This is a genomic window from Curtobacterium sp. MCSS17_008 (assembly GCF_003234185.1).
Classification (GTDB): Bacteria; Actinomycetota; Actinomycetes; order Actinomycetales; family Microbacteriaceae; genus Curtobacterium.
The window spans coordinates 169,803-189,341 of record NZ_QKSM01000001.1; the positions used below are offsets into that span (position 1 = coordinate 169,803).

Sequence of the window (19,539 nt, forward strand, 5' to 3'; positions counted from 1 at the left end):
TCAGGCCGCCTTCCGTGCCGCGCTCTTGCTGAAGTTCGGGTTCTCCCAGATGACGGTGCCACCCTGGCCGAGGCCGATGCACATCGTGGTGATTCCGTACCGGACGTCCGGGCGCTCGGCGAACTGCGTCGCGAGCTGGTTCATCAGTCGGACACCGCTCGACGCGAGGGGGTGCCCGACGGCGATCGCGCCACCCCAGGCGTTGACGTTCGGGGAGTCCTGCGCGATGCCGTAGTTGTCGAGGAACGCGAGCACCTGCACGGCGAACGCCTCGTTGATCTCGAACAGGCCGATGTCGTCGATCGACAGCCCCGCCTTGCGGAGGGCCTTGTCGGTGGCCGGGACGGGGCCGACCCCCATCACCTCGGGCTCGACGCCCGCGAAGGCGAACGAGACCATGCGCATCTTCGTCGTCAGCCCGTGCTGCTTCGCGCCCTCCTCGGACGCGATGAGGCTCATCGTCGCGCCGTCGTTCAGGCCGGCGGCGTTGCCGGCGGTGACCCGGCCGTGGGGCCGGAACGGCGTCTTCAACGCGGCCAGCGCCTCCAGGGTGGTGCCCGGACGCGGCGGCTCGTCCTTCGTGACGATGTCCCAGCCCTCCCCGGTGTTCACCTCGACGGGGATGACGTCTGGCTGCAGCTTGCCTGCCGCCCACGCGGCGGCGTAGCGCTGCTGCGACTGGACGGCGAAGGCGTCGGTGCGGTCCTTCGTGATCGCCGGGAAGCGGTCGTGCAGGCGCTCGGCCGTGCTGCCCATGACGAGTGCGTCGCTCGAGACCATGCGCTCGGCGATGAACCGCGGGTTCGGGTCGGCGTTGAAGCCCATCGGGTGGCGCCCCATGTGCTCGACACCACCGGCGATCGCGACGTCAGCGGCGCCGAAGGCGATGGCGCCTGCGAGGGTCGTGACGCTCGTCATCGCGCCGGCGCACATGCGGTCGATGGCGTAGCCGGGGACCGACTTCGGCAGGCCGGCGAGCATGCCGACCGTGCGGCCGAGGGTCAGGCCCTGGTCGCCCTGCTGGGTGGTGGCGGCCACGGCGACGTCGTCGACCGCCGCGCCGTCGAGCTGGCTGTTCCGGTCGAGCAGGCCGCGCATGGCGTGGACCGCGAGGTCGTCCGCACGGGTCTTCCAGAACACCCCCTTCTCACCGGCTCGTCCGAACGGGGTGCGCACCCCGTCCACGAACACGACGTCTGATGCCTTGGGCAATCCGGGCCTCCAGATCCTCTTCGATCGAGCCGGGGCACGTTCCGCCCCGACCGGCCGGGCCGAGCCCGGCGACGGTACCGACGCTATGCCCGCAGCCTGGGCGGACGCATGCCGGTTGGGGTGTTCCTACGAGCCGGTGTTGCTCTCGGCAGCAGGCTGCTGTGCGGCCTCGACAAAGGCGTGCGCGATGATCGACGCAGTCTCCTCGACCTGCCACGGGCGGGCGTCGTGCGAGGCGAGCGCCGCACCGACGGTCTCGGTCGCGATCGGCGTCGGCGGCTCCCAGGAGACGACCCGCAGGGTGTCCGGCGTGAGCAGGTTCTCGACGGGCAGGTCGAGCTCCTCGGCGCGGGTGACCACGGCGGCCCGAGCGGCCTTGTAGCGCCGGTCGGCCTCCGGGTTCCGGTCCGCCCAGGCGCGGGGCGGCGGCAGCGTGGCCTCGCCGGTGCCGCGGAGTCTCGGCAGGTCCTCGGTCGTGCGGCCTTCCTCGACGGCGGCCCACCACCGGTCGAGTTCGGACCGGCTGGCCCGCCCGGTGAACGCCTTGACCGCGCTCAGCTCGGCCTTCGACGTCGGGTTGGCGGCCGCTGCGGCGACGATCGCGGAGTCCGGGATGACGCGGCCGGGTGCGGTGTCGACCTCGCGGGCGTAGGCGTCGCGGGCGAGCCAGAGCGACCGTGCGATCGCCAGTGCGCGGGCGCCGCGGAGCGCGTGCATGCCGGACAGGCGGCGCCACGGCTCGGCCTTGGGCGGTTTCGGTGCCCGCGTCAGGACGGCGGCGAACTCCTCGGCGGCGATCCGGGACTTGCCTGCGGCGTCGAGCACGGCGGCCAGGGCGTCGCGCAGGTCCGGCAGGAGTTCGACGTCGAGCGCCGCGTACACGAGCCATGCCTGGGGCAGCGGACGCGTCGACCAGTCGGCGGCGGAGTGTGCCTTCGCGAGCGTGATGCCGAGCAGCTGCTCGACGACCGCGCCGAGGCCGACGCGGGGGAACCCCGCGATGCGGGCGCCGAGCTCGGTGTCGAAGATCCGGGTCGGGACGAGACCGACCTCCTGCAGGCACGGCAGGTCCTGCGACGCGGCGTGGAACAGCCACTCCTCGTCGACGATCGCCTGCTGCAGCGCGGTGAAGTCGCCGATCGCGATCGGGTCGAACAGGAAGGCTCCGGCACCGCGACGGAAGACCTGGATCAGGTAGGCCCGCTGCGAGTACCGGTAGCCGCTCGCGCGTTCGGCGTCGACCGCGACCGGTCCGTGTCCGGCGGCGATCGCGGCGACGGCCTGCAGGTACTCGTCGCGGTCCTCGATCACGTGGACGGCGGCGTGCGCGTCCTCGAAGGCGGGGTCGGCCGGGCCGGCGGGGTCGGTCACTTCGTGGTCCTCCTCGGGGCCAGCAGGGTCACGCCGTCGGAGGCCGGGGGGAGTCCCGCGAGCATCGCGACGATCTCCTCCCAGGCCTCGACGTGCGCGGTCAGGTCCTCGTCGCGGGGGGTCCACGACGCCCGGAGCTCGAGCTGCGCGCCGTCGCCCTGGGCCGCGAGGTCGCCGTAGCCGCGCGAGATGATCTTGGTCGCGGTGCCCGACGCTCGGTCGTAGGTCGCTCCGTGGGCGGCGAGTGCGTCCACCAGCCAGCTCCACGTGACGTCCGCGACGAACTCGTCGACGCCGATCTCGGGTTCGAGCGGCGCCTGGGCGAAGGTCACGACGCGGAACGCGCCGCCCCACCCCTCGGGTTCTGCGGGGTCGTACAGGGCGATGAACCGACCGGTCCCGAGGTCGGAGTCGATGCCGTGCACGGCGCCGGAGACGTCTGCGGCCAGCGCGATCGAGTGGGGCGCGATCCGCGAGGGCGAGGGGATCTCGGTGACGGTCGTCTCGGTGCGGGTCCCGCCCGACGCGACGAACGCACGGAGGCGCTCGAAGGCCTCGGGCTCTCGGGATTCGGACACGCATGCAGACTAGGCTCCGCACCATGTCCCGATCCGCGCGACCCGCCGAGGACGTCGCCCAGGAGGCCGCTCGGTCGGTCGGGTTCGTCGCTCTCGGGGCGGGTGTCGCCGCGGCCGCCGTCGCCACCGCCGTGGTCGGCGGCTTCGTCGCCGCGGTCGCCCGGGCCGTCGTCACACCCGACCGGAAGCGCACCGAGCGCGTCCCGATCCACGCGGTCGACACCGGGCGGATGACCGTGACGCTCGAGCGGACGGCCGACACCGAGCTCCAGGGCCGGTACAGCCTGTGGTTCGGAGCGGGCACCGGGCACATGCGGGTCGGCGAGGTGCTCGGCACCACCGACACCACCGTCACCCGGCGGATCATCGCGATCGACGCCGGCGACCCCACCGCCGCCCGGCGCGGGCGATGGGGTGGCTGGTTCTACCTGAACCCCGGCGAACTCGACGTGCCCGTCGAGGACGTCGACATCCCGACCCCGAACGGCCCGTCTCCGGCCTGGGTCGTGCGCGCCGACGCCCCGGACGCGCCCTGGGCCGTGCTCGTCCACGGCCGCGGGGTCACGCGCGCCGAGACGATCCGCGCCGTCCCGGTCTTCCGCGCCGCGGGCTACTCCGTGGTCCTCGCCTCGTGGCGGAACGACGGTGTCGCCCCGCGCAGCGAGGACGGTCGGTACGGCCTCGGCAGCACCGAGTGGGAGGACGTCGACGGCGTCCTCCGCTGGCTCACCACGCAGCACGCCCGGAGCGTCGTGCTCATGGGCTGGTCGATGGGCGGCGCGGTCGTCCTGCAGACGCTCGTCCGATCGCGGTTCGCCGGGCTCGTCGACGGGATCGTGCTCGAGTCCCCGGTCGTGGACTGGCACGCCGTGCTCAAGTCACAGAGCCGGGTCCTCAAGCTCCCGCGGCCGGTCAGGAAGATCGCCCAGCGCATCCTCCGCACGCCCGTCCTGCACCACGTCGCCGGGCTGCGCCACCCGGTGGACCTGCGGGAGCTCGACATGGTCGCCCGGGCCGACGAGCTCGACGTGCCGATCCTCATCCTGCACAGCGACGACGACGGGTTCGTGCCGTCATCGGCGTCGCACGAGCTGGCGCGGGTACGGCCGGACATCGTCCGGCTCGAGGTGCAGACGACCGCGCGGCACACCAAGCTCTGGAACCACGACGCGGACTGGTTCGACGCGCGGATCCTCGCGTGGCTGACCGAGGTGGTGCAGCCGACGGACGCGACCAGCGCCCAGTAGACGCGACTGGCAGACGGACTGGAGGCACGATGCCAGCGGGCACCGCGCCTCCCGTCCGACGCAGGTCAGGTCCGACCTTCGTCGGAGACGTCCGCGGTCCGTCTCGCGCTCGTCGTCGCGAGGACCGCAGTGCGGTCCGGTGTGAACGCGACGGTGGCGACCACCCCTGGTCCGTCGAGGGCGCAGAAGGGGAGGTCGACTGCGCCGAAGGCGGACACCGCGTCCACGAAGGACCCGAGGTCGTGGACCGTGAACCCGCGTTCGGCCGCGAGGCCGTACTTGGTCGCGAACGTCCGCGCGGTCGATCGGGCGCCCTGCTCGAAGAGCCTGATGCGGTCGTCGGGCGCGAGGAGTCGGACGAGTTCGAGCGCCCGGTCCGCACCGGGTGCCGCGGAGGCGCCGAGCAGCACCGTGAGTTCAGCGGCGCTGATGGTCTCGACCCCGGCGGCACGGTCGACGACCGCGGCGGACAGGAACGTTCCGTCCGACGCCCGGAGCAGGACCGTGAGGAGCTCGTCGCCGAGGTCGACCTGCCGGACCAGGACCGGTTCGTCCCCGAGCGCATCGAGTGACGCCACGAGGGCACCGTAGCCGGGCTGCCCCGCACTTCTGCTCCGGCGGAGCGCCCGGGCGAGCGCGGCGGCGGGGGCGTCGTACGCGAGCACCTCGGCGTCGAGCGGGACAGCGGCCAGGATCTCGTGGGCACGGTCGGGGACGTCGGGGTGTCTGGGGAGGGTCAGACAGAGCAGTGGCACGCTCGTGCCGGAGGACGTCACGTCAGGCCTCGGGGAAGAGATCAGCGGATCGCGGTGACGCCCGGTAGCGGAGGTGCTCGAAGTCCGGGTGCCAGTCGACCATGCCGGCCACCGCCCGGACGGCGATGTCGACGAAGAACGGGGACACGACCACCTGTCGCGGAACGGTCTCGGCCTCGATCACACTCGCGGGCCGTGACCTGCTGCCCGAGAAGTCCGTGACCTGCACACCGTCGGCGGCGGTGCCCCACGAGTACGCGGGGAGCAGTCGCCCCGCGTCGGGCGTGGCCGTGCCGACGATCTCCCACATGCCCGGCCGGAACCGAGCGGGCAGGGTGAGTCCGGCGACGACGGGCTGTGTGGCGAGCACCACGAGCGGGTCCGCCGGCGGCGGGACGTCCTCCGGGCGCCGGAAGACGGTGACGTAGACGGCGTCGAAGACCTCGGCGATCACGTGCCCGAGCAGGGCGTCACCGGTCCTGTCCGGGATCAGGAAGACGTCACCGGCTGCCGCCGAGAACGGCGGTCGGCTCAGCGGGTGGAACGCGTCGGCGGTCGCGGCGGATGCAGGGGCTACGGTCGGGTCCGGCGTTGCCAACGGTGTCGGTGCCACCCCGGTCCGGCGCAGTCGCTGCGCGCGCTCGTCGAGGGCCGGCCCTGGCTGCGCGTGGTCGACGACCTCGATCGTGAACAACGCCTCGGGGTCGGCGCGGGTCTCGGCGGAGAGCTCCGCGAACAGCTGCTCGCGGCTGTCGGCCTGATGGAGCTGCTGCGCCGACCGCTCGGCGTTCTTCCGTCTACCGAACACCGTGGCCTCCGTCGCCTTCGATCGCGGTGCGGATGAGTTGCTCCGGTCGTGGGAGTCCGGCCGGCATCTCCGTCGTGAACCACGGGAGCTCGACGGAGTCGATCCGGCCGTCGAGCATCCGGACGAGGATCTCGCCCGCAAGTGGCGACTCGTCGGTGCGGTAGGCCAGTGACCCCGGGAAGGGACCGTCGGCGAAGTCCGCTCGAGGTGTCGCCGCGAGCACGACGTCCCAGTTCCGCGGAGCTGTCTCGTGGACGGCACGCACCGCCTCGGCCTGCTGTCGGAGCTCCGCCGTTCCCTGCCCGGGGAGCGTGTCGAGGAATGCGAGCAGGAGCGACCGGACCCGTTCCGCCGCGAGGTCGGCGTCTCGACTGCCGATCGAGGGCGCGTCTCGGAAGGCTGGTGACAGCACTTCGTCCGACGGCTGCGTCCGGAAGGACACGAAGTCCTGCTCCGTCTCCTCGTGGTGGAGCCAGATTGCAGCGCCCCCGCCTGGCATCATGACGATGATCGTCGGAGGGGTCTCCGGTCCGAAGTAGTGCCACGACTCGAACTCCGGGTGCGGTCCGGCGACGAGCCGAGACCCGTCCGAGAACGTCATCGTCAAGGTCGACCCCGTCACCCGAGCGGCAGTGACCTCGAGCGTGTGCAGACGGAGAGCCGGTACCAGTCCCGACTTGTCACCCTCCGGGTCGATCGTCGTGGCGGTGTCGGGTGACCGTCCGAGGGAGAACAGGCACTCCAGGATGACGCGCGCGCCGTTCGAGAACAGGAGCCGGAGCGCGTAGTCGACCCAGACGGCGTCGACCGTCTCTCCGACGAGGAGCAGGGGGACGTCCTCGACGGCCAGTTCGTTCATCGTGCGCGCTCCTCGCGGCGACCCGACGTCTCGACCTGCTTCCGTGAACGGACGAGCGCTCACTGCTTCCGCGGTAGGACGAGCGCTCATTTCATGAGCGTGCGCGTCCGCCTCGGTCTTGTAGATCTCGCCCCATGCGATGCTCGCGGGCATGGCATGGGCAGGCAGATCGACGTCAGGCAGACAGATCTGCACGAAGTGCGGGAAGGCGGGGAACGCCCACAGGTCTTCGTCTTCGAATCGACTCCACAGCAACAGCTCAGTGATACCGAGCGGGTGACCGAGTTCCTGTCCGTTCACGGGTGGATCGCAGCTGACCATCAGCGCATGGTGACCGTTCGGAAGCTCGATCGTTCGTTCGACCTCGCACCGGAACACGGCCGAAAATCGAGTGTCGTCCATGGATGAGAGGAAGAAGACCTTCCTGGTGTCATCGGTGTTCTTCGCTGGACCTCGGAGGGCATCGCTCACGTGTCGTCTGATCTGCTCGACTGAGTAGCTCGGCTGCTCATGGCTGAGATTGGTGTCCCATCCCCGAACATGGCCGTGAAATCACTCCGGACCCCCACGCGATCAGGATCAAGGATGACGGTCCAGAACGTCCCGTCCACGACGTCCAGCCGGATGGCAGCCTTCTCGAGTTGCTGAAGATGTTTGGTCTCATAGCCGATCATCTCGCCGTCGATCAGTTGCAGGATCGCGCGATTGAAGGCCGCGAATGTCTCGCTGTCCAATACGGGATTTGCAACGCCAGGAGTGCTCGACGCTTCTTCGATCTCGGCAATCGGTAGGTCGGAGTGTCCGACGACGACGACGGAGATGTCTTCGGCTGTCCACGACAACTCTGGGAGGACGAGGGCAGCAAGAACATCCCGGAACTCGATGTTTGAACTCGCATCTCGGCTCAGGTCGAGAGTGAACAATCGCAGCATTGGACTTTCTCCCGTCAGGGGAGCGGCCGAGCTGGTTTGGCCCGCCTCCGAGTGCCGCCGGTCTCGTTCGGCTCGTAGGTGTGGTAATGCGGATTCGGGTGGACCCGTCGTCGGTCCTCTTGCTTCGCTGCCTCGCGCAGCTCGTCGACGAACCCGACGAGGGAGGAGAGCGCATCCGAGAGCTTGCCCGCGCTCCGTGAAGCGATGCCGGCGTTGTCGGCGAACACCTGCGAGAAGTACCCGCGGAACTCGCGCCCCGCGTTCGACGCCGCCGCGGACCGCGTCGCAGTCTGTCCGTCGATCGCCGACGCGAGACTCTGCGCCGCCGACTTCAGCGCGTCGGCGTCTCCGTACGAGTACCCCGTCGGATCGTTGCCGTGGACCTTCGCCATGATGTCTCCCCGCGATGACTCCTTGATCCTGTCACAGCGTCAAGCGGAGCGTCCAGGCGGAGAAGTGTCGTACACAGCCACCAGGCGACGCAGATCAGGTGGCCGCGACCGCCGCCTGCACCTGCCGCTGCACCCGACCGAGCATGCCGACCATGCCCCGGATCCGCAGCGGGCTGACCGCCTCGGTGAGCCCGAGTGTCAGCGGGTAGTCCACCGGGACCGCCAGGACCTCCGGAGCCGTCAGCCCGGACAGTCCCTGCGCCAGGATCGAGGCGAAGCCACGGGTGGTCGGCGCCTCGCGCGGCGCCGTCGCGTGCATCCGCACCACGTCCGGGCCGTCGCCGTCGGCCCCCACCGTCACGGTGATGAACACGGGGGACTGGCACTCCTCGACGCGCTCGAGTTCGTCCTCGTGCCCCTGCAGTCGCTCGGGCAGCGCGGGGAGCTCGTCGGAGAACTCGAGGAGCAGCTGGAGCCGGTCCTGCTGGGACAGCTCGAGGAAGTCGTCGCGGATCTCGGCGAGGGGCTGGGGGAGTGCGTCGCTCATCGTCCGGGAACCGTACCCGGTTCGGTGCCGGTGGCGATCGGGACGCGCACCGCGCTGCCCCACTCGGTCCACGAGCCGTCGTAGTTGCGGACGTTCTCGACACCGAGCAGGTGCTGGAGCACGAACCACGTGTGGCTCGACCGCTCGCCGATCCGGCAGTAGGCGATGACCTCGTCGGCGTCGCCGATCCCGGCGCCGTCGCGGTAGACGGCGTCGAGCTCCTCGCGGCTCTTGAACGTGCCGTCGGCGGCGGCCGCGGTGGCCCACGGGATGTTCACGGCGGTCGGGACGTGTCCGGCGCGCAGAGCGCCCTCTTGCGGGTAGTCCGGCGCGGTGGTGCGCTCACCCGAGTACTCCGGGGCGCTGCGGACGTCGATCAGCGGCTTGCCGAGGTGGTCGAGCACGTCCTCCTTGAACGCGCGGACCTGTTCGTCGCGGCGCGCGACGACGGGGTACTCGACGGGCGTGACCTCGGTGCGGTCGGTGGTGAGCGTGCGGTCCTCGGCGATCCACTTCCCCCGGCCACCGTCGAGCAGGCGGACGTCCTCGTGCCCGAACAGGGTGAAGACCCAGAGGGCGTAGGCGGCCCACCAGTTGTTCTTGTCGCCGTAGACGACCACGGTGGTGTCGCGCCCGATGCCCTTGCCGCCCACGAGTGCGGCGAAGGCCTCGCCGTCGATGTAGTCGCGCTGCACGGGGTCGTTGAGGTCGGTGTGCCAGTCGATCTTCACCGCTCCGGGCACGTGTCCGGTCTCGTAGAGCAGGACGTCCTCGTCGGACTCGACGACGACCAGGTCGGGGGAGCCGGCACCGGCGTCGAGCTGCTCCTGCAGCCACTCGGTCGACACCAGGCGCTCGGGGTGGGCGTAGGCGGCGAACTTCTCGGACGGGTCGACCGGTGCGGTCATCGGGGTACCTCCAGGCTGCGGGACGAGCGGGGCGGTCGAGGCATAGGATCGGTCCTCGGTGCCCGCGGGCAACGGTACGCGGACGTACCGACCGCCACCTGCAACGTGACACCGCACGACATGCTTCCCGGAGGGGCCCCATTGCCTGCACACCTCGTCGATCGTGACCCGCAGGTGACGCCGCAGCAGATGGCCGCGGCCCTCGTGCCGCCGCCGCAGTTCGCCGATGCGTCGTTCGTCAGCTACCGGCCGGACCCGGAGTACCCGTCGCAGGCAGCGGTGCGCGACGCGGTCGAGGCGTTCGTGGCGGCACGGCCCGAACCGGCGAAGCGCGGGTTGTTCGGTCGCAGGAAGCCCGCCGAGGCCCCGGCGCGCTCCGGCGTCTACCTGGACGGCGGGTTCGGCGTCGGCAAGACCCACCTGCTCGCCGCCGCGTACCACGCGGAGCCGTCGCGGAAGACCTTCGGCACGTTCATCGAGTACACCGCCCTCGTCGGCGCGCTCGGGTTCCAGGGCACCGTCGACCTGCTCCGTGGGACGGCGCTCGTGTGCATCGACGAGTTCGAGCTCGACGACCCGGGCGACACCATGGTGATGACCCGGCTCATCAAGGAGCTGTCCGAGACCGGCACGCGGTTCGCGGCGACGTCGAACACCCCGCCGGGGGCGCTCGGCGAGGGGCGCTTCGCCGCACAGGACTTCCTGCGTGAGATCCAGGCGATGTCCGACCGGTTCGAGACGATGCGCATCGACGGGCTCGACTACCGCCGTCGCGCCGTGGACGAGTCAGCCCGCACCGTCGACGACGTGGCCGGAGGCCTGCCGGAGGGGACGACGACGGTCGACGACTTCCGCGAGGTCGTTGCCCACCTGGCGAGCGTGCACCCGTCGAAGTACGTCTCGCTGGTCGACGGGCTGGACGCGGTCGGGCTGACCGACGTGCAGGCCTTCACCGACCAGACCGACGCGCTGCGGTGGGTCGCCCTGGTCGACCGGCTCTACGACGCACAGGTCCGCATCGTCGCCTCGGGGACGCCGCTCGACCAGGTGTACCCGCAGACGATGCTCGACGGCGGCTACCGCAAGAAGTACCTGCGCGCCGCGTCCCGCGTCGTCGCGCTGTCGCGCGCCGCCGACTGAACCATCCGACGGACGGGAGGCCCGTGGCGGTCCCGCCACGGGCCTCCCGTCCGGCGCACCCGGCGATCCGTCAGCCGTACCGGACCTGCCGTCCGGGCCGTCGAAACACGACGTTTACATGCGCGCCCGCCGCGTTACACCCGCGAAACACTTCGTGCTCCCTCGCGAAACGTCACCTCGCCAGACTCTGATCACCCGAGGGCGGACCCGAGAGCCGCACTGCAATCGCGAGAGGTGAACAGATGCTTGATCAGGGCAACACGACGTTCGTGTTGGTCATGGCGGCGCTGGTGTTGTTCATGACACCCGGCCTGGCCTTCTTCTACGGCGGTCTGGTGAAGGCCAAGTCCGTCATCAGCATGATGATGATGTCCTTCGGAGCGATCGCGCTGGTGAGCGTCCTCTGGGTGCTCTACGGCTACGCGATCGCGTTCGCCAACCACGGCGACGACACCGCGGTGACGGGCGTCGTCGGGTTCTTCAGCATCGACTGGAACCTGCTCGGCCTCGGCCAGGCGTTCGAGGAGGCCCAGGCCTCCACGATCGACGCGGCCTACCCGTCGATGGCGTTCGTCGGCTTCCAGGCCACGTTCGCGATCATCACCGTCGCCCTGATCTCCGGCGCCATCGCCGACCGCGCGAAGTTCGGCGCGTGGATGCTCTTCGCGGGCATCTGGGTCACCGTCGTGTACTTCCCGGTCGCCTCGTGGGTGTTCAACCTCACCTCGGGCTGGGCCGCGACCTGGGGCGTCATCGACTTCGCCGGTGGCACCGCGGTGCACATCAACGCCGGTGCGGCGGGTCTCGCCCTGGCGATCGTCCTCGGCAAGCGCGTCGGGTTCGCCAAGGGTGCGCACAAGCCGCACAACCCGCCCTTCGTCCTCCTCGGCGCGGCCATCCTCTGGTTCGGGTGGTTCGGGTTCAACGCGGGCTCCGAGGGTGCTGCCGACGGCATCGCCGCGATCGCCTGGGTGAACACCCTCGCCGCCCCGGCCGCCGCGATCCTCGGCTGGCTGCTCATCGAGAAGCTCAAGGACGGCAAGGCCACCTCGGTCGGCGCCGCCTCGGGCGCGGTCAGCGGTCTCGTCGCCATCACCCCGGCGTGCGCCGCGCTCACCCCGGGCTGGGGCATCGTCCTCGGCTTCCTCGCCGGCGTGGTCTGCTGCTTCGCGATTGACTGGAAGTACCGCCTCGGCTTCGACGACTCCCTCGACGTGGTCGGCGTGCACCTGGTCGGCGGCATCTTCGGCACGCTGTTCCTCGGCTTCTTCGCCAACGACACCGGCCTGATCTACTCGGGCTCGTTCGAGCAGCTCGGCAAGCAGGCCGCCGCGGCCCTCATCGTCGGCGTCTACTCCTTCGTCCTGGCCTTCGTCATCGGCTTCGCCATCGAGAAGACCATCGGCTTCCGCGTGAAGACCGAGGACGAGGTCGCCGGCATCGACACGGCGGTCCACGGCGAGGAGGGCTACGTCCTCTACGAGCAGGCCGACGAGACCCCGGTCTCGGTCCGCTAGCACCGACTCCACCCGCACGACGGGCCCCGCGCACACAGCAGGCGCGGGGCCCGTCGTCGTGTGCGCGGTCAGACCGTGTCGGCGCCGTCCTCGCGGTCGCCACCCGGTGCTGCCTGGTCGTCCGTCTGCGTCCCGCTGGCCGTGTCGCCGACGTCGTCGCCCCCGCCGACGAGCGCGTCGCCGCCGCGGGTGTCGTTGCCGAGGTCGGCGAGGGCCGTGCGCTCCTCGTCGCCGCGGTCCTCGAGGTCGAGCCCGGATCGGTCGTCGTCGGCCCGGGGTGCCCGGTGCGCACGCTGGTCGTCGCCGGTGGTCGCCGCCTCGTGCTGCAGTTCCTCGCCGAGTTCGGTGTTGCCGCCCCCGCCGCCGTGGTCGTTCACCATGTCTCCTCCTGCTGCTCGTCGTCTGCTGGTGGTCGTCTGCTGGTGGTCGTCTGTCGCTCGTCGTCGCGACGCGCGGTCGCGACCCGCGTCCGGGTCGGCGTCCGTCGCCGTGTCAGCGGATCACCAGGCGTAGTCCTCCGGAGCCGTGTCGTGCCCCGGGAAGATCTCGTCGAGGCGCGCCAACGCCGCCCCGTCGAGCCGGATGTCGACGGCGCGGACGGCGGACTCCCACTGCTCCATCGTGCGCGGGCCCGTGATCGGCGCGGTGACACCGGGTTGGTGCAGCAACCACGCCAGGGCGAGTTCGCCCGGGGTGTGGCCGAGCTCCTTCGCGAACGACTCGTACGCGGTGAGCTGGTCACGGTGTCCCTCGACGTACTCCGCACTCCGGCCCGAGAGCCGGCGGGAGCCGTTCTCGGTCTTCTCGATGACGCCACCGAGCAGCCCGCCCTGCAGCGGCGACCACGGGATGACGCCGAGACCGTACTCGCGGGCGGCCGGCAGGACCTCGCGCTCGACGTCGCGGACCACCAGGTTGTAGATGGACTGCTCGCTGACCAGGCCGAGCGATCCCCGGCGTGCCGCGGCCTCCTGCGCCTGGGCGATGTGCCACCCGGCGAAGTTCGACGAGCCGACGTAGAGCACCTTGCCCTGCTGCACGGCGACGTCGATCGCCTGCCAGATCTCGTCCCACGGGGTCGCCCGGTCGACGTGGTGGAACTGGTACAGGTCGACGTGGTCCGTCTGCAGGCGTCGGAGGCTGGCGTCGAGCGACTGCCGGATGTTCAACGCGCTGAGCCTGCCGCCGTTCGGCCAGTCCGTCATCTCGCCGTAGACCTTCGTCGCCAGGACGGTCTTCTCACGCCGCCCACCGCCCGTGGCGAACCACCGGCCGATGATCTCCTCGGTGGCCCCCTTGCCCACCGAGCCGCCGTAGCCGTTGGCCGTGTCGAAGAAGTTCACTCCGAGCTCGTGCGCCCGGTCCATGATCGCGTGGGAGTCGCCCTCGCTGGTCTCCGGTCCGAAGTTCATCGTGCCGAGCACCGCTCGTGACACCGACAGCCCTGTCCGTCCGAGGTGTGTGTAGTCCATGCGTCTGGTCTACGCGCCCCGCGCTGCGTGCACCAGACCCTGCGGGTGCCGGACACGATCGGCGGGTAGAAGGGACGGACCGACGAGAGGAGACGCGATGCCGGCCAAGGACGAGATCCCGAGCACCCTGCAGCGGTCGCCGGAGCACGCCCAGGAGATCTTCGAGAAGACCCTGGACTCGGCGAACGAGACGTACGGCCCCGGGGAGCGGGCACACCGGACGGCCTACGCGGCCGTGAAGCACGAGTACGAGAAGGTCGGCGACCACTGGGAGGAGAAGGAGTCCTCCGGCCCGTCCGACGAGGGCGCCGCCGGCAGCCGCGGCGACGGCGAGACGCAGGGCGGCGTCGACGCGAACGCGTCGAAGGCGCACCTGATGGAGGTGGCGAAACGACTCGACATCAGCGGGCGCTCGAAGATGGACAAGGACGAGCTCGTCCGCGCGATCCAGCACGCCAACGACCGGGCGACGGCGGCAGCGCGGAAGTGAGGGCGTGGCCGCGGCTCATGCCCTGTCCGGCATGGGCCGCGGTGACGGGGGAGTAGCGTGCCGCTGGTGAACACCCCAGCACTCCGTGGCAGCCGGATCCTCGGGTTCGGCCACCACCAGCCCTCCCGAGTCCTGACGAACGACGAACTGTCGACGATGGTCGACACGAACGATGAGTGGATCACCACCCGCACCGGCATCAAGACCCGCCGGATCGCGGGGCCGGACGACGGCGTCGTGTCGATGGCGATCGAGGCCGGCCGCAACGCGATCGCCGACGCCGGTCTCGAAGCGTCGGACATCGGCCTGGTCATCGTCGCCTCGACGACGCACCGCGAGCGGTCGCCCTACACCGCCGGTCGGGTCGCCGCGGCACTCGGCATGACGAACGGCCCGGCGCCGATCGACATCAACACCGCGTGCAGCGGCTTCGAGTACGCGATGGCACTCGCCGACCAGTCGATCCGGGTCGGCGCCTCGGACACCGCGCTCGTGATCGGTTCGGAGACGCTGACGAGCATCGCCGACTGGACGGACCGTTCGACCTGCGTGCTCGTCGGTGACGGCGCAGGAGCGGCCGTGCTCGGCGTCTCGGAGGCCCCGGAGATCGGTCCGGTGTCGTGGGGGAGCGTGCCGCACCTCAACGAGGCCGTCCTCGTCACACGGGACCCGGAGTACTTCACGCAGCAGGGGCGATCGATCTACCGGTGGGCGATCACCGAGGCCGAGGGTCACGCGCGTGCCGTCGTCGAGGCCGCCGGGCTCACGCTGGACGACATCGAGGTGTTCGCCTTCCACCAGGCGAACCTGCGGATCATCGAGCCGTTGGCCGAGGCGCTCGGTGGCGCGGACAAGTACGTCGTGCGCGACGTCGTCGAGTCGGGGAACACCTCGGCCGCGAGCGTGCCGCTCGGACTGTCGAAGGCGTGGCACCGGGGCGAGCTGCCGGAGGACGCGCTCACCCTGCTCTTCGGGTTCGGCGGCGGGTTCGCGCACGCCGGGCAGGTGGTGCGGACACCGAAGCGTCGCGCCTGACGTGGTGGACCACTGACGGACGGGAGGCACGGTGCCGGCTGGCACCGTGCCTCCCGTCCGTGGGCGACGACAGCCGGTCGCGCCCACGCAGGGCAGGGTCCGTCAGCCGCGGTCCTCGCGGCGCGGTGTGTCGGCCCACAGGTCCTCGTCGCCGCGGGTCCCCCGCCGCCAGGGCAGCGCACGGCGCTCCTGCGACGCCGTGTCCGCCTTCGCGGTCCGGCCGCGGTCCTTCGTCGGCTTCGCCTCGAGCACGACCGTGAAGTGACGCGGCGGCAGGCCGAACCCTTCGCGGGACGCCTGGACGACCTTCCTGCCGAGCGCGTGGTTGCCGAGTCCTCCGACCGCGGCGCCGATGCCGAACGGCAGCGCACGGCCGAGCACGGAGGCCCCCTGGCGCGCGGCGAACCGCTTGATGAACTGATCGCGCACCTTGCCGCCGATCCCGCTCACGACCTGCTTCGGCAGCGACGACGTGACCATCTCGCCCCAGAACGCCGAGCGTCCCGGTCCGCCTGCGGCCTGTCCGGCGAGCTGCTTGACGAGTTGGGTGCCGGGGGCGCCGAGGATGAGGGCCATCACCAGCGTGCGGGAGCGCTCCGGGTCCTCGAGGGCGATGCCGTGGACCTCGGTCACCGACTGCGCGAACAGGGCCGTCGCCTCGAGGAACCCGACGGTCTCGGCGCCGCTCAGGCCGAGCGCCGCCACCATGCCGACGCCCGGGACCACGGCACTCGCCCCGACCGCCGCCCCACCGGTGGTGACGGCTGCGAGGTACTGCCGCTCGAGGATCTGGATGATCTCGGCCGGGCTCGCGTCCGGGTGGCGGCGGCGCACGGCGTTCACGTGGGCGACGACCACGGGCCGCTGCACGGCGATGACACGGTCGAGGATCTTCGTCCACCCGCCGGGCCCGTCGGTCGTGAGGGTCTGGTCGTCGCGGGTGTCGGGCTGGACCGGGGCGCTCGGCATCGGCACGATCGCCCCGTCGTTGTGCTGTCGGGCCATACCGGTGACCGTACGCCAGCGTGGTGGGAGCTCTCGCCGGGTGTGGACGCTGCGCGCGCCCTGGTCGGCTAGCGCCGCGCGAGCTCCGCGCGGAGCGGGAGGTCCTGGTCCTCGAGGATGAACTGGGCACCGACGGCGGTGCGGGCGTGCACGACGACGGGCGCGAGCAGGTTCACGGTCGTGCCGGTATCGCCCGGGTTCGCGACGACGAGCAGCATCGCCTCCGCGGGGTCGGTGAGTCCGATCGTCGCCGCCTGCTCGTCGGTGAGCTCCGGCGCGTAGTCGGGCAGGTGCACGGCCGCGTCGAGCAGGTACAGCCGGGCGTCGCCACCGCTGAGCGCGAAGAGCCCGTCGGCGCCGTCGACGGGGGCGAGCGTGAACACGGGCGCCGGGGAGAGTCCGAACGGCGGCACGGGGAAGGTCAGGTCGATGCTCATCGGAGGTAGTCCATCAGGGTCGGCTGCAGGACCTTCGCGGTGACGGCGAGGGCTGCCTGGTACGTGGTCTGCTGCACCTGCAGGTCGAGGACGGCGCCGGCGAGGTCGAGGTCCTCGATGCCCGCGCGGCGGTTCTCGAGCGCGACGCCGGCGCTCGTCAGGGCGTCCTGGGCGGTGAGGGCCTCGGCGTGACGCACACCGACGTCCGCCTGCGCGGAGCGGACCGCGTTGATCGCGGCGTCGACGTCGTTCAGCTTCGGGTTCACGTTCACGCCGTTCTGCAGGTCCGCGACGATGTCGTCGATCACGGCGAAGGCCGAGGCCGCGCCGGTGCCGAAGACCGCCGCGCCGGAGGTGTCGACGCGCAGGACCTGGCCGTCGCCGACGCGTCGGGAGACCGCGGTGGTGGCGGTCACGAACCCGGTGCCCGGCACGTAGGCCACGGCATCGGTGGCGGACCCGGCGAACACCGAGCGCGTGCCGTACTTCGCGTTGGCCGCCGCTTCGAGGTCCGCCTTGAGCGCGCGGAACTGCGTGATGAACGCGTCGCGGTCGGTGTCGCCCATCGTGCCCGAGTTGGCCGCCTGCACCGTGAGGTCGCGCACCTTGCCGAGCACCGAGTACGCGCTCGAGAGCGTGCTGTCGGTCGTCGCGAGCCACCCCACCGCATCGTTCGCGTTGCGCGTGTACTGCGCCGTTGCGGCCTGCTCCTTCCGGACCTGCATGGACGAGCCGGTCCCGACCGGGTCGTCGGACGGCTTCGCGATCGCCTGCAGCGTCGTGGCGCGCTGCGTGGCCTCGGCGACGCGAGCGGCGTTCGCCTGCAGCCGCTCCGTCGCCGACGCGATCGACATCTGGGTGGTCACACGGGTGATCACGGTCAGCCCCTCCCGACGAGTCCGACGCGGTTGATGAGCGTGTCGAGCATCTCGTCGACCGCGGTGAGGACGCGCGCCGCGCCCTGGTAGGCGTGCTGGTAGCTCAGCAGGTTGACGTTCTCCTCGTCGAGGTCGACGCCCGCGCCGGACTGCTGCTGCGTCCGTGCGCTGGTGAGCGCCAGGCCGGTGAGCGTCGACTCGGATGCGGCCGTCCGGGAGGCACTGCCCACCCCGCCGACGAACGTCGCCCAGGCGCTGTCCGCACCCCCGGCGACCGTGCCGAGTCGCGAGAGCGCGTCGGCGAACGAGTCGTCGAGCTGGCCCGTCGCGTTCCGCGTCGCGAGACCGCTGCCGTCGGTCGGGACGACCGACAGCGCCTGCGCGGCCCCGGCGCCGGCTCCGACCGCGAAGAACGGCGCGCCGGTCGTCCCCGAGGCCGTCGTGCCCTTCGCGTGCTCGGCGTTCACGGTCGCGGCGAGCCGGGTCGCGACCCGGTCGTACGCGGCCGATGCCTCGGCGAGGGGACCACCGGTACCTCCGGACGCCGGGGCGAGGAGCGACAGTGCACCGCCGATGGACCCGCCGTCGAGCGTCACCGTCGACTCGCTGCCGGACGTCCAGCGCAGGGTCACCGGCTGCCCGTCGGCCAGGCGGGCGCCGCCGTCGAGGGCGACGCTGCGTGCGGTCGTGCCCTGCACGAGCGGATTGCCGCCGAGGAGCACGTCGACCGTGCCGTCGCCGTTCGTCCGCACGGTGCCGCCGGCGAGTCCGGCGATCTGTTGCGTCAGCTGGTCCCGCTGGTCCAGGAGCTCGTTGGCGTTCCCACCCGAGGCGAGGGTCGAGCGGATGCGGCCGTTCAGGTCGGCGACCTGCGCGGCGGCGTCGTTGAGCTGCCCGACCTGCGTCGCCGCGGTGCCGCGCACGGTGAACCACTGGTCGTCGACCGCCTTCGACCCACTGGCGAGGGTGCTCGCGACGGTCGACGCAGCGGCGATGACGGACGACGCCGCACCGGGGTCGTCGGGGTGCGCGGCGAGGTCGCCCCACGAGGACCAGAAGGCATCGAGCTTCGCGGACAGGCCGTTCTTCCCGGGCTCCTGCAGGCCTCCCTCGAGGGTGGACAGTGCGGTCGCGCGGGTCTGCGCCCAGGACGAGGCACCCGTCGCCGCGCGGAGGCCGGCGTCGAGCGTCAGCGAGCCGAGGCGGGCGATGCCGTCGACGGAGACGCCCTGTCCGGCGAGGGCCGCGGTGCCGCGCACGAACCCGGTCTGCACGGCGGGCACGGACGACTGCGTGACGCGCTGTCGGGTGTAGCCCGTCGTGCCGGCGTTCGCGATGTTCTGCCCGGTGACGTCGATGCCGGCGCGGGCCGCGGCCAGGCCGGAGGCGGCGGTCGCGAGGGATCCGAAGGTGCTCGCCACGGTGCTACAGGGTCCCTTCGAAGAGGCGTGCGCCGTCGGAGCCGGAGCCGGAGCTCCCCGAGGCGTCGTAGGTCGCGGCGCCGGTGACGCTGCCGGCGAGCGTCTCCTCGGTCGCCTGCGCGGCGGTGCGGAGAGACCGGTCGTTCTCGTCGCGGAGTGCGCCGATCTGCGTCGTCAGCTCGACCATGGCGGTCAGGTGTGCGGCGAGGATCTCGCCCCAGGGACCGCTCGGGGCGGCGGCGACCACGTCGCGCAGCGGTGCGTCCGGGTCGACGCCCCACTCCTCGGCGACGGCGGCGCTCGACGCGGCGCGCTCGAGTCCGGTGCTGCGGAGCCGTTCGAGGACCTGCTCGACCTCGCGGCTGGCGTGCGACACCCAGCGGGAGCGCCCGGCGGCGAGCAGGAGCTGCTCCTCCTCGAGTTTGAACGTGAGCAGTTCGAGCAGTTCACGCTCGCGCCAGAGGACGGCGGACAGGTCGTTCACGCTCATGGCTCCTCCCGGTGTGGGTCTGGTCGGCGACGTTCGGGTCGTCCC

23 protein-coding genes are annotated in these 19,539 nt (G+C 71.4%); 6 read left to right on the top strand and 17 right to left on the bottom strand.

The window, feature by feature from the left end:
* The 3 genes from DEJ23_RS00745 to DEJ23_RS00755 form a co-directional block, all read right to left on the bottom strand.
* Positions 1-1,212 (bottom strand): thiolase family protein, encoded by a 1,212-nt coding sequence (locus tag DEJ23_RS00745; RefSeq protein WP_111238369.1) that lies wholly within the window; start codon positions 1,210-1,212, stop codon positions 1-3.
* A 126-nt stretch (positions 1,213-1,338) separates the two neighbouring features.
* The gene (locus DEJ23_RS00750) at positions 1,339-2,583 is read right to left on the bottom strand and encodes an HRDC domain-containing protein (RefSeq protein ID WP_111238370.1); all 1,245 of its coding nucleotides are present in this window, start codon (positions 2,581-2,583) and stop codon (positions 1,339-1,341) included.
* The gene (locus tag DEJ23_RS00755) at positions 2,580-3,161 is read right to left on the bottom strand and encodes a DUF3000 domain-containing protein (RefSeq protein WP_111238371.1); all 582 of its coding nucleotides are present in this window, start codon (positions 3,159-3,161) and stop codon (positions 2,580-2,582) included. The genes DEJ23_RS00750 and DEJ23_RS00755 overlap by 4 nt, the downstream gene beginning before the upstream one ends.
* 23 nt (positions 3,162-3,184) lie before the next feature.
* Between DEJ23_RS00755 and DEJ23_RS00760 the strand changes: the two genes are divergently transcribed.
* Complete coding sequence (locus DEJ23_RS00760) at positions 3,185-4,408, top strand: S9 family peptidase (protein ID WP_111238372.1); 1,224 nt, start codon at positions 3,185-3,187, stop codon at positions 4,406-4,408.
* A 65-nt stretch (positions 4,409-4,473) separates the two neighbouring features.
* Here DEJ23_RS00760 and DEJ23_RS00765 read toward each other — a convergent pair whose 3' ends face one another.
* The 3 genes from DEJ23_RS00765 to DEJ23_RS00775 are packed head-to-tail and all read right to left on the bottom strand — an operon-like array spanning position 4,474 to position 6,830.
* Positions 4,474-5,163 carry a hypothetical protein gene (locus tag DEJ23_RS00765; RefSeq protein WP_146240161.1) on the bottom strand — a complete coding sequence of 230 codons (690 nt, stop codon included), beginning with the start codon at positions 5,161-5,163 and terminating at the stop codon, positions 4,474-4,476.
* A 22-nt stretch (positions 5,164-5,185) separates the two neighbouring features.
* Positions 5,186-5,971 carry a hypothetical protein gene (locus DEJ23_RS00770; protein ID WP_111238374.1) on the bottom strand — a complete coding sequence of 262 codons (786 nt, stop codon included), beginning with the start codon at positions 5,969-5,971 and terminating at the stop codon, positions 5,186-5,188.
* Positions 5,961-6,830 (bottom strand): DUF6188 family protein, encoded by an 870-nt coding sequence (locus DEJ23_RS00775; RefSeq protein WP_111238375.1) that lies wholly within the window; start codon positions 6,828-6,830, stop codon positions 5,961-5,963. Before DEJ23_RS00775 ends, DEJ23_RS00770 begins: the two co-directional genes overlap by 11 nt.
* Positions 6,831-6,923: 93 nt before the next feature.
* On the opposite strand from DEJ23_RS00775, the gene DEJ23_RS15325 reads away from it, so the two are divergent.
* Positions 6,924-7,238, top strand: coding sequence for a hypothetical protein (locus tag DEJ23_RS15325; RefSeq protein ID WP_146240162.1), 315 nt, complete (start codon positions 6,924-6,926; stop codon positions 7,236-7,238).
* A gap of 59 nt (positions 7,239-7,297) precedes the next feature.
* Here the strand turns inward: DEJ23_RS15325 and DEJ23_RS00780 are convergent, their stop codons facing one another.
* The 4 genes from DEJ23_RS00780 to DEJ23_RS00795 form a co-directional block, all read right to left on the bottom strand.
* Positions 7,298-7,753 carry a hypothetical protein gene (locus DEJ23_RS00780; RefSeq protein ID WP_146240163.1) on the bottom strand — a complete coding sequence of 152 codons (456 nt, stop codon included), beginning with the start codon at positions 7,751-7,753 and terminating at the stop codon, positions 7,298-7,300.
* Positions 7,754-7,776: 23 nt separating this feature from the next.
* Positions 7,777-8,154, bottom strand: a complete 378-nt coding sequence (locus DEJ23_RS00785; RefSeq protein ID WP_111238377.1) for a hypothetical protein — start codon at positions 8,152-8,154, stop codon at positions 7,777-7,779.
* A 94-nt stretch (positions 8,155-8,248) separates the two neighbouring features.
* Complete coding sequence (locus tag DEJ23_RS00790; RefSeq protein ID WP_111238378.1) at positions 8,249-8,701, bottom strand: SufE family protein; 453 nt, start codon at positions 8,699-8,701, stop codon at positions 8,249-8,251.
* On the bottom strand, positions 8,698-9,609 hold the full coding sequence (locus DEJ23_RS00795; RefSeq protein WP_111238379.1) for a sulfurtransferase: 912 nt from the start codon (positions 9,607-9,609) through the stop codon (positions 8,698-8,700). Before DEJ23_RS00795 ends, DEJ23_RS00790 begins: the two co-directional genes overlap by 4 nt.
* A 189-nt stretch (positions 9,610-9,798) precedes the next feature.
* On the opposite strand from DEJ23_RS00795, the gene zapE reads away from it, so the two are divergent.
* Positions 9,799-10,749: a cell division protein ZapE gene (gene zapE, locus DEJ23_RS00800; protein WP_181429072.1), complete on the top strand. Its 951-nt coding sequence runs from the start codon at positions 9,799-9,801 to the stop codon at positions 10,747-10,749.
* 242 nt (positions 10,750-10,991) lie between these two features.
* Positions 10,992-12,266, top strand: a complete 1,275-nt coding sequence (locus DEJ23_RS00805) for an ammonium transporter (protein ID WP_111238381.1) — start codon at positions 10,992-10,994, stop codon at positions 12,264-12,266.
* A 68-nt stretch (positions 12,267-12,334) separates the two neighbouring features.
* Here the strand turns inward: DEJ23_RS00805 and DEJ23_RS00810 are convergent, their stop codons facing one another.
* Both DEJ23_RS00810 and DEJ23_RS00815 read right to left on the bottom strand, forming a co-directional pair.
* Positions 12,335-12,646 (bottom strand): hypothetical protein, encoded by a 312-nt coding sequence (locus DEJ23_RS00810; RefSeq protein WP_111238382.1) that lies wholly within the window; start codon positions 12,644-12,646, stop codon positions 12,335-12,337.
* A gap of 120 nt (positions 12,647-12,766) precedes the next feature.
* Positions 12,767-13,738 carry an aldo/keto reductase gene (locus DEJ23_RS00815; RefSeq protein ID WP_111238383.1) on the bottom strand — a complete coding sequence of 324 codons (972 nt, stop codon included), beginning with the start codon at positions 13,736-13,738 and terminating at the stop codon, positions 12,767-12,769.
* A 97-nt stretch (positions 13,739-13,835) separates the two neighbouring features.
* Here DEJ23_RS00815 and DEJ23_RS00820 point away from each other — a divergent pair, with 97 nt between their 5' ends.
* Entirely contained in the window at positions 13,836-14,228 is a 393-nt protein-coding gene (locus tag DEJ23_RS00820) for a ChaB family protein (RefSeq protein WP_111238384.1), read from the top strand.
* 66 nt (positions 14,229-14,294) lie between these two features.
* Positions 14,295-15,263 carry a beta-ketoacyl-ACP synthase III gene (locus DEJ23_RS00825; RefSeq protein ID WP_111238705.1) on the top strand — a complete coding sequence of 323 codons (969 nt, stop codon included), beginning with the start codon at positions 14,295-14,297 and terminating at the stop codon, positions 15,261-15,263.
* Between the two features lie 102 nt (positions 15,264-15,365).
* Here the strand turns inward: DEJ23_RS00825 and DEJ23_RS00830 are convergent, their stop codons facing one another.
* The 5 genes from DEJ23_RS00830 to flgN all read right to left on the bottom strand — a co-directional run bounded on the left by DEJ23_RS00830 (position 15,366) and on the right by flgN (position 19,494).
* Positions 15,366-16,268: a hypothetical protein gene (locus DEJ23_RS00830; RefSeq protein ID WP_181429054.1), complete on the bottom strand. Its 903-nt coding sequence runs from the start codon at positions 16,266-16,268 to the stop codon at positions 15,366-15,368.
* A 68-nt stretch (positions 16,269-16,336) separates the two neighbouring features.
* The gene (locus DEJ23_RS00835) at positions 16,337-16,705 is read right to left on the bottom strand and encodes a flagellar assembly protein FliW (RefSeq protein WP_111238385.1); all 369 of its coding nucleotides are present in this window, start codon (positions 16,703-16,705) and stop codon (positions 16,337-16,339) included.
* Positions 16,702-17,583 (bottom strand): flagellin, encoded by an 882-nt coding sequence (locus tag DEJ23_RS00840; protein WP_111238386.1) that lies wholly within the window; start codon positions 17,581-17,583, stop codon positions 16,702-16,704. Before DEJ23_RS00840 ends, DEJ23_RS00835 begins: the two co-directional genes overlap by 4 nt.
* A gap of 2 nt (positions 17,584-17,585) precedes the next feature.
* Entirely contained in the window at positions 17,586-19,004 is a 1,419-nt protein-coding gene (gene flgK, locus DEJ23_RS00845; protein ID WP_111238387.1) for a flagellar hook-associated protein FlgK, read from the bottom strand.
* Positions 19,005-19,008: 4 nt separating this feature from the next.
* Positions 19,009-19,494: a flagellar export chaperone FlgN gene (flgN, locus tag DEJ23_RS00850; protein WP_111238388.1), complete on the bottom strand. Its 486-nt coding sequence runs from the start codon at positions 19,492-19,494 to the stop codon at positions 19,009-19,011.
* Between the last annotated feature and the right edge of the window lie 45 nt (positions 19,495-19,539).

What these genes read in the sequence shown, in the direction of transcription:
- DEJ23_RS00760 (WP_111238372.1), top strand. Translation starts at nt 3,185, where the DNA reads ATGTCCCGATCCGCGCGACCCGCCGAGGACGTCGCCCAGGAGGCCGCT.
- DEJ23_RS00775 (WP_111238375.1), bottom strand. Translation starts at nt 6,830, where the DNA reads ATGAACGAACTGGCCGTCGAGGACGTCCCCCTGCTCCTCGTCGGAGAG.
- DEJ23_RS15325 (WP_146240162.1), top strand. Translation starts at nt 6,924, where the DNA reads ATGAGCGTGCGCGTCCGCCTCGGTCTTGTAGATCTCGCCCCATGCGAT.
- DEJ23_RS00785 (WP_111238377.1), bottom strand. Translation starts at nt 8,154, where the DNA reads ATGGCGAAGGTCCACGGCAACGATCCGACGGGGTACTCGTACGGAGAC.
- DEJ23_RS00790 (WP_111238378.1), bottom strand. Translation starts at nt 8,701, where the DNA reads ATGAGCGACGCACTCCCCCAGCCCCTCGCCGAGATCCGCGACGACTTC.
- DEJ23_RS00795 (WP_111238379.1), bottom strand. Translation starts at nt 9,609, where the DNA reads ATGACCGCACCGGTCGACCCGTCCGAGAAGTTCGCCGCCTACGCCCAC.
- zapE (WP_181429072.1), top strand. Translation starts at nt 9,799, where the DNA reads ATGGCCGCGGCCCTCGTGCCGCCGCCGCAGTTCGCCGATGCGTCGTTC.
- DEJ23_RS00805 (WP_111238381.1), top strand. Translation starts at nt 10,992, where the DNA reads ATGCTTGATCAGGGCAACACGACGTTCGTGTTGGTCATGGCGGCGCTG.
- DEJ23_RS00810 (WP_111238382.1), bottom strand. Translation starts at nt 12,646, where the DNA reads ATGGTGAACGACCACGGCGGCGGGGGCGGCAACACCGAACTCGGCGAG.
- DEJ23_RS00815 (WP_111238383.1), bottom strand. Translation starts at nt 13,738, where the DNA reads ATGGACTACACACACCTCGGACGGACAGGGCTGTCGGTGTCACGAGCG.
- DEJ23_RS00820 (WP_111238384.1), top strand. Translation starts at nt 13,836, where the DNA reads ATGCCGGCCAAGGACGAGATCCCGAGCACCCTGCAGCGGTCGCCGGAG.
- DEJ23_RS00830 (WP_181429054.1), bottom strand. Translation starts at nt 16,268, where the DNA reads ATGGCCCGACAGCACAACGACGGGGCGATCGTGCCGATGCCGAGCGCC.
- DEJ23_RS00835 (WP_111238385.1), bottom strand. Translation starts at nt 16,705, where the DNA reads ATGAGCATCGACCTGACCTTCCCCGTGCCGCCGTTCGGACTCTCCCCG.
- flgN (WP_111238388.1), bottom strand. Translation starts at nt 19,494, where the DNA reads ATGAGCGTGAACGACCTGTCCGCCGTCCTCTGGCGCGAGCGTGAACTG.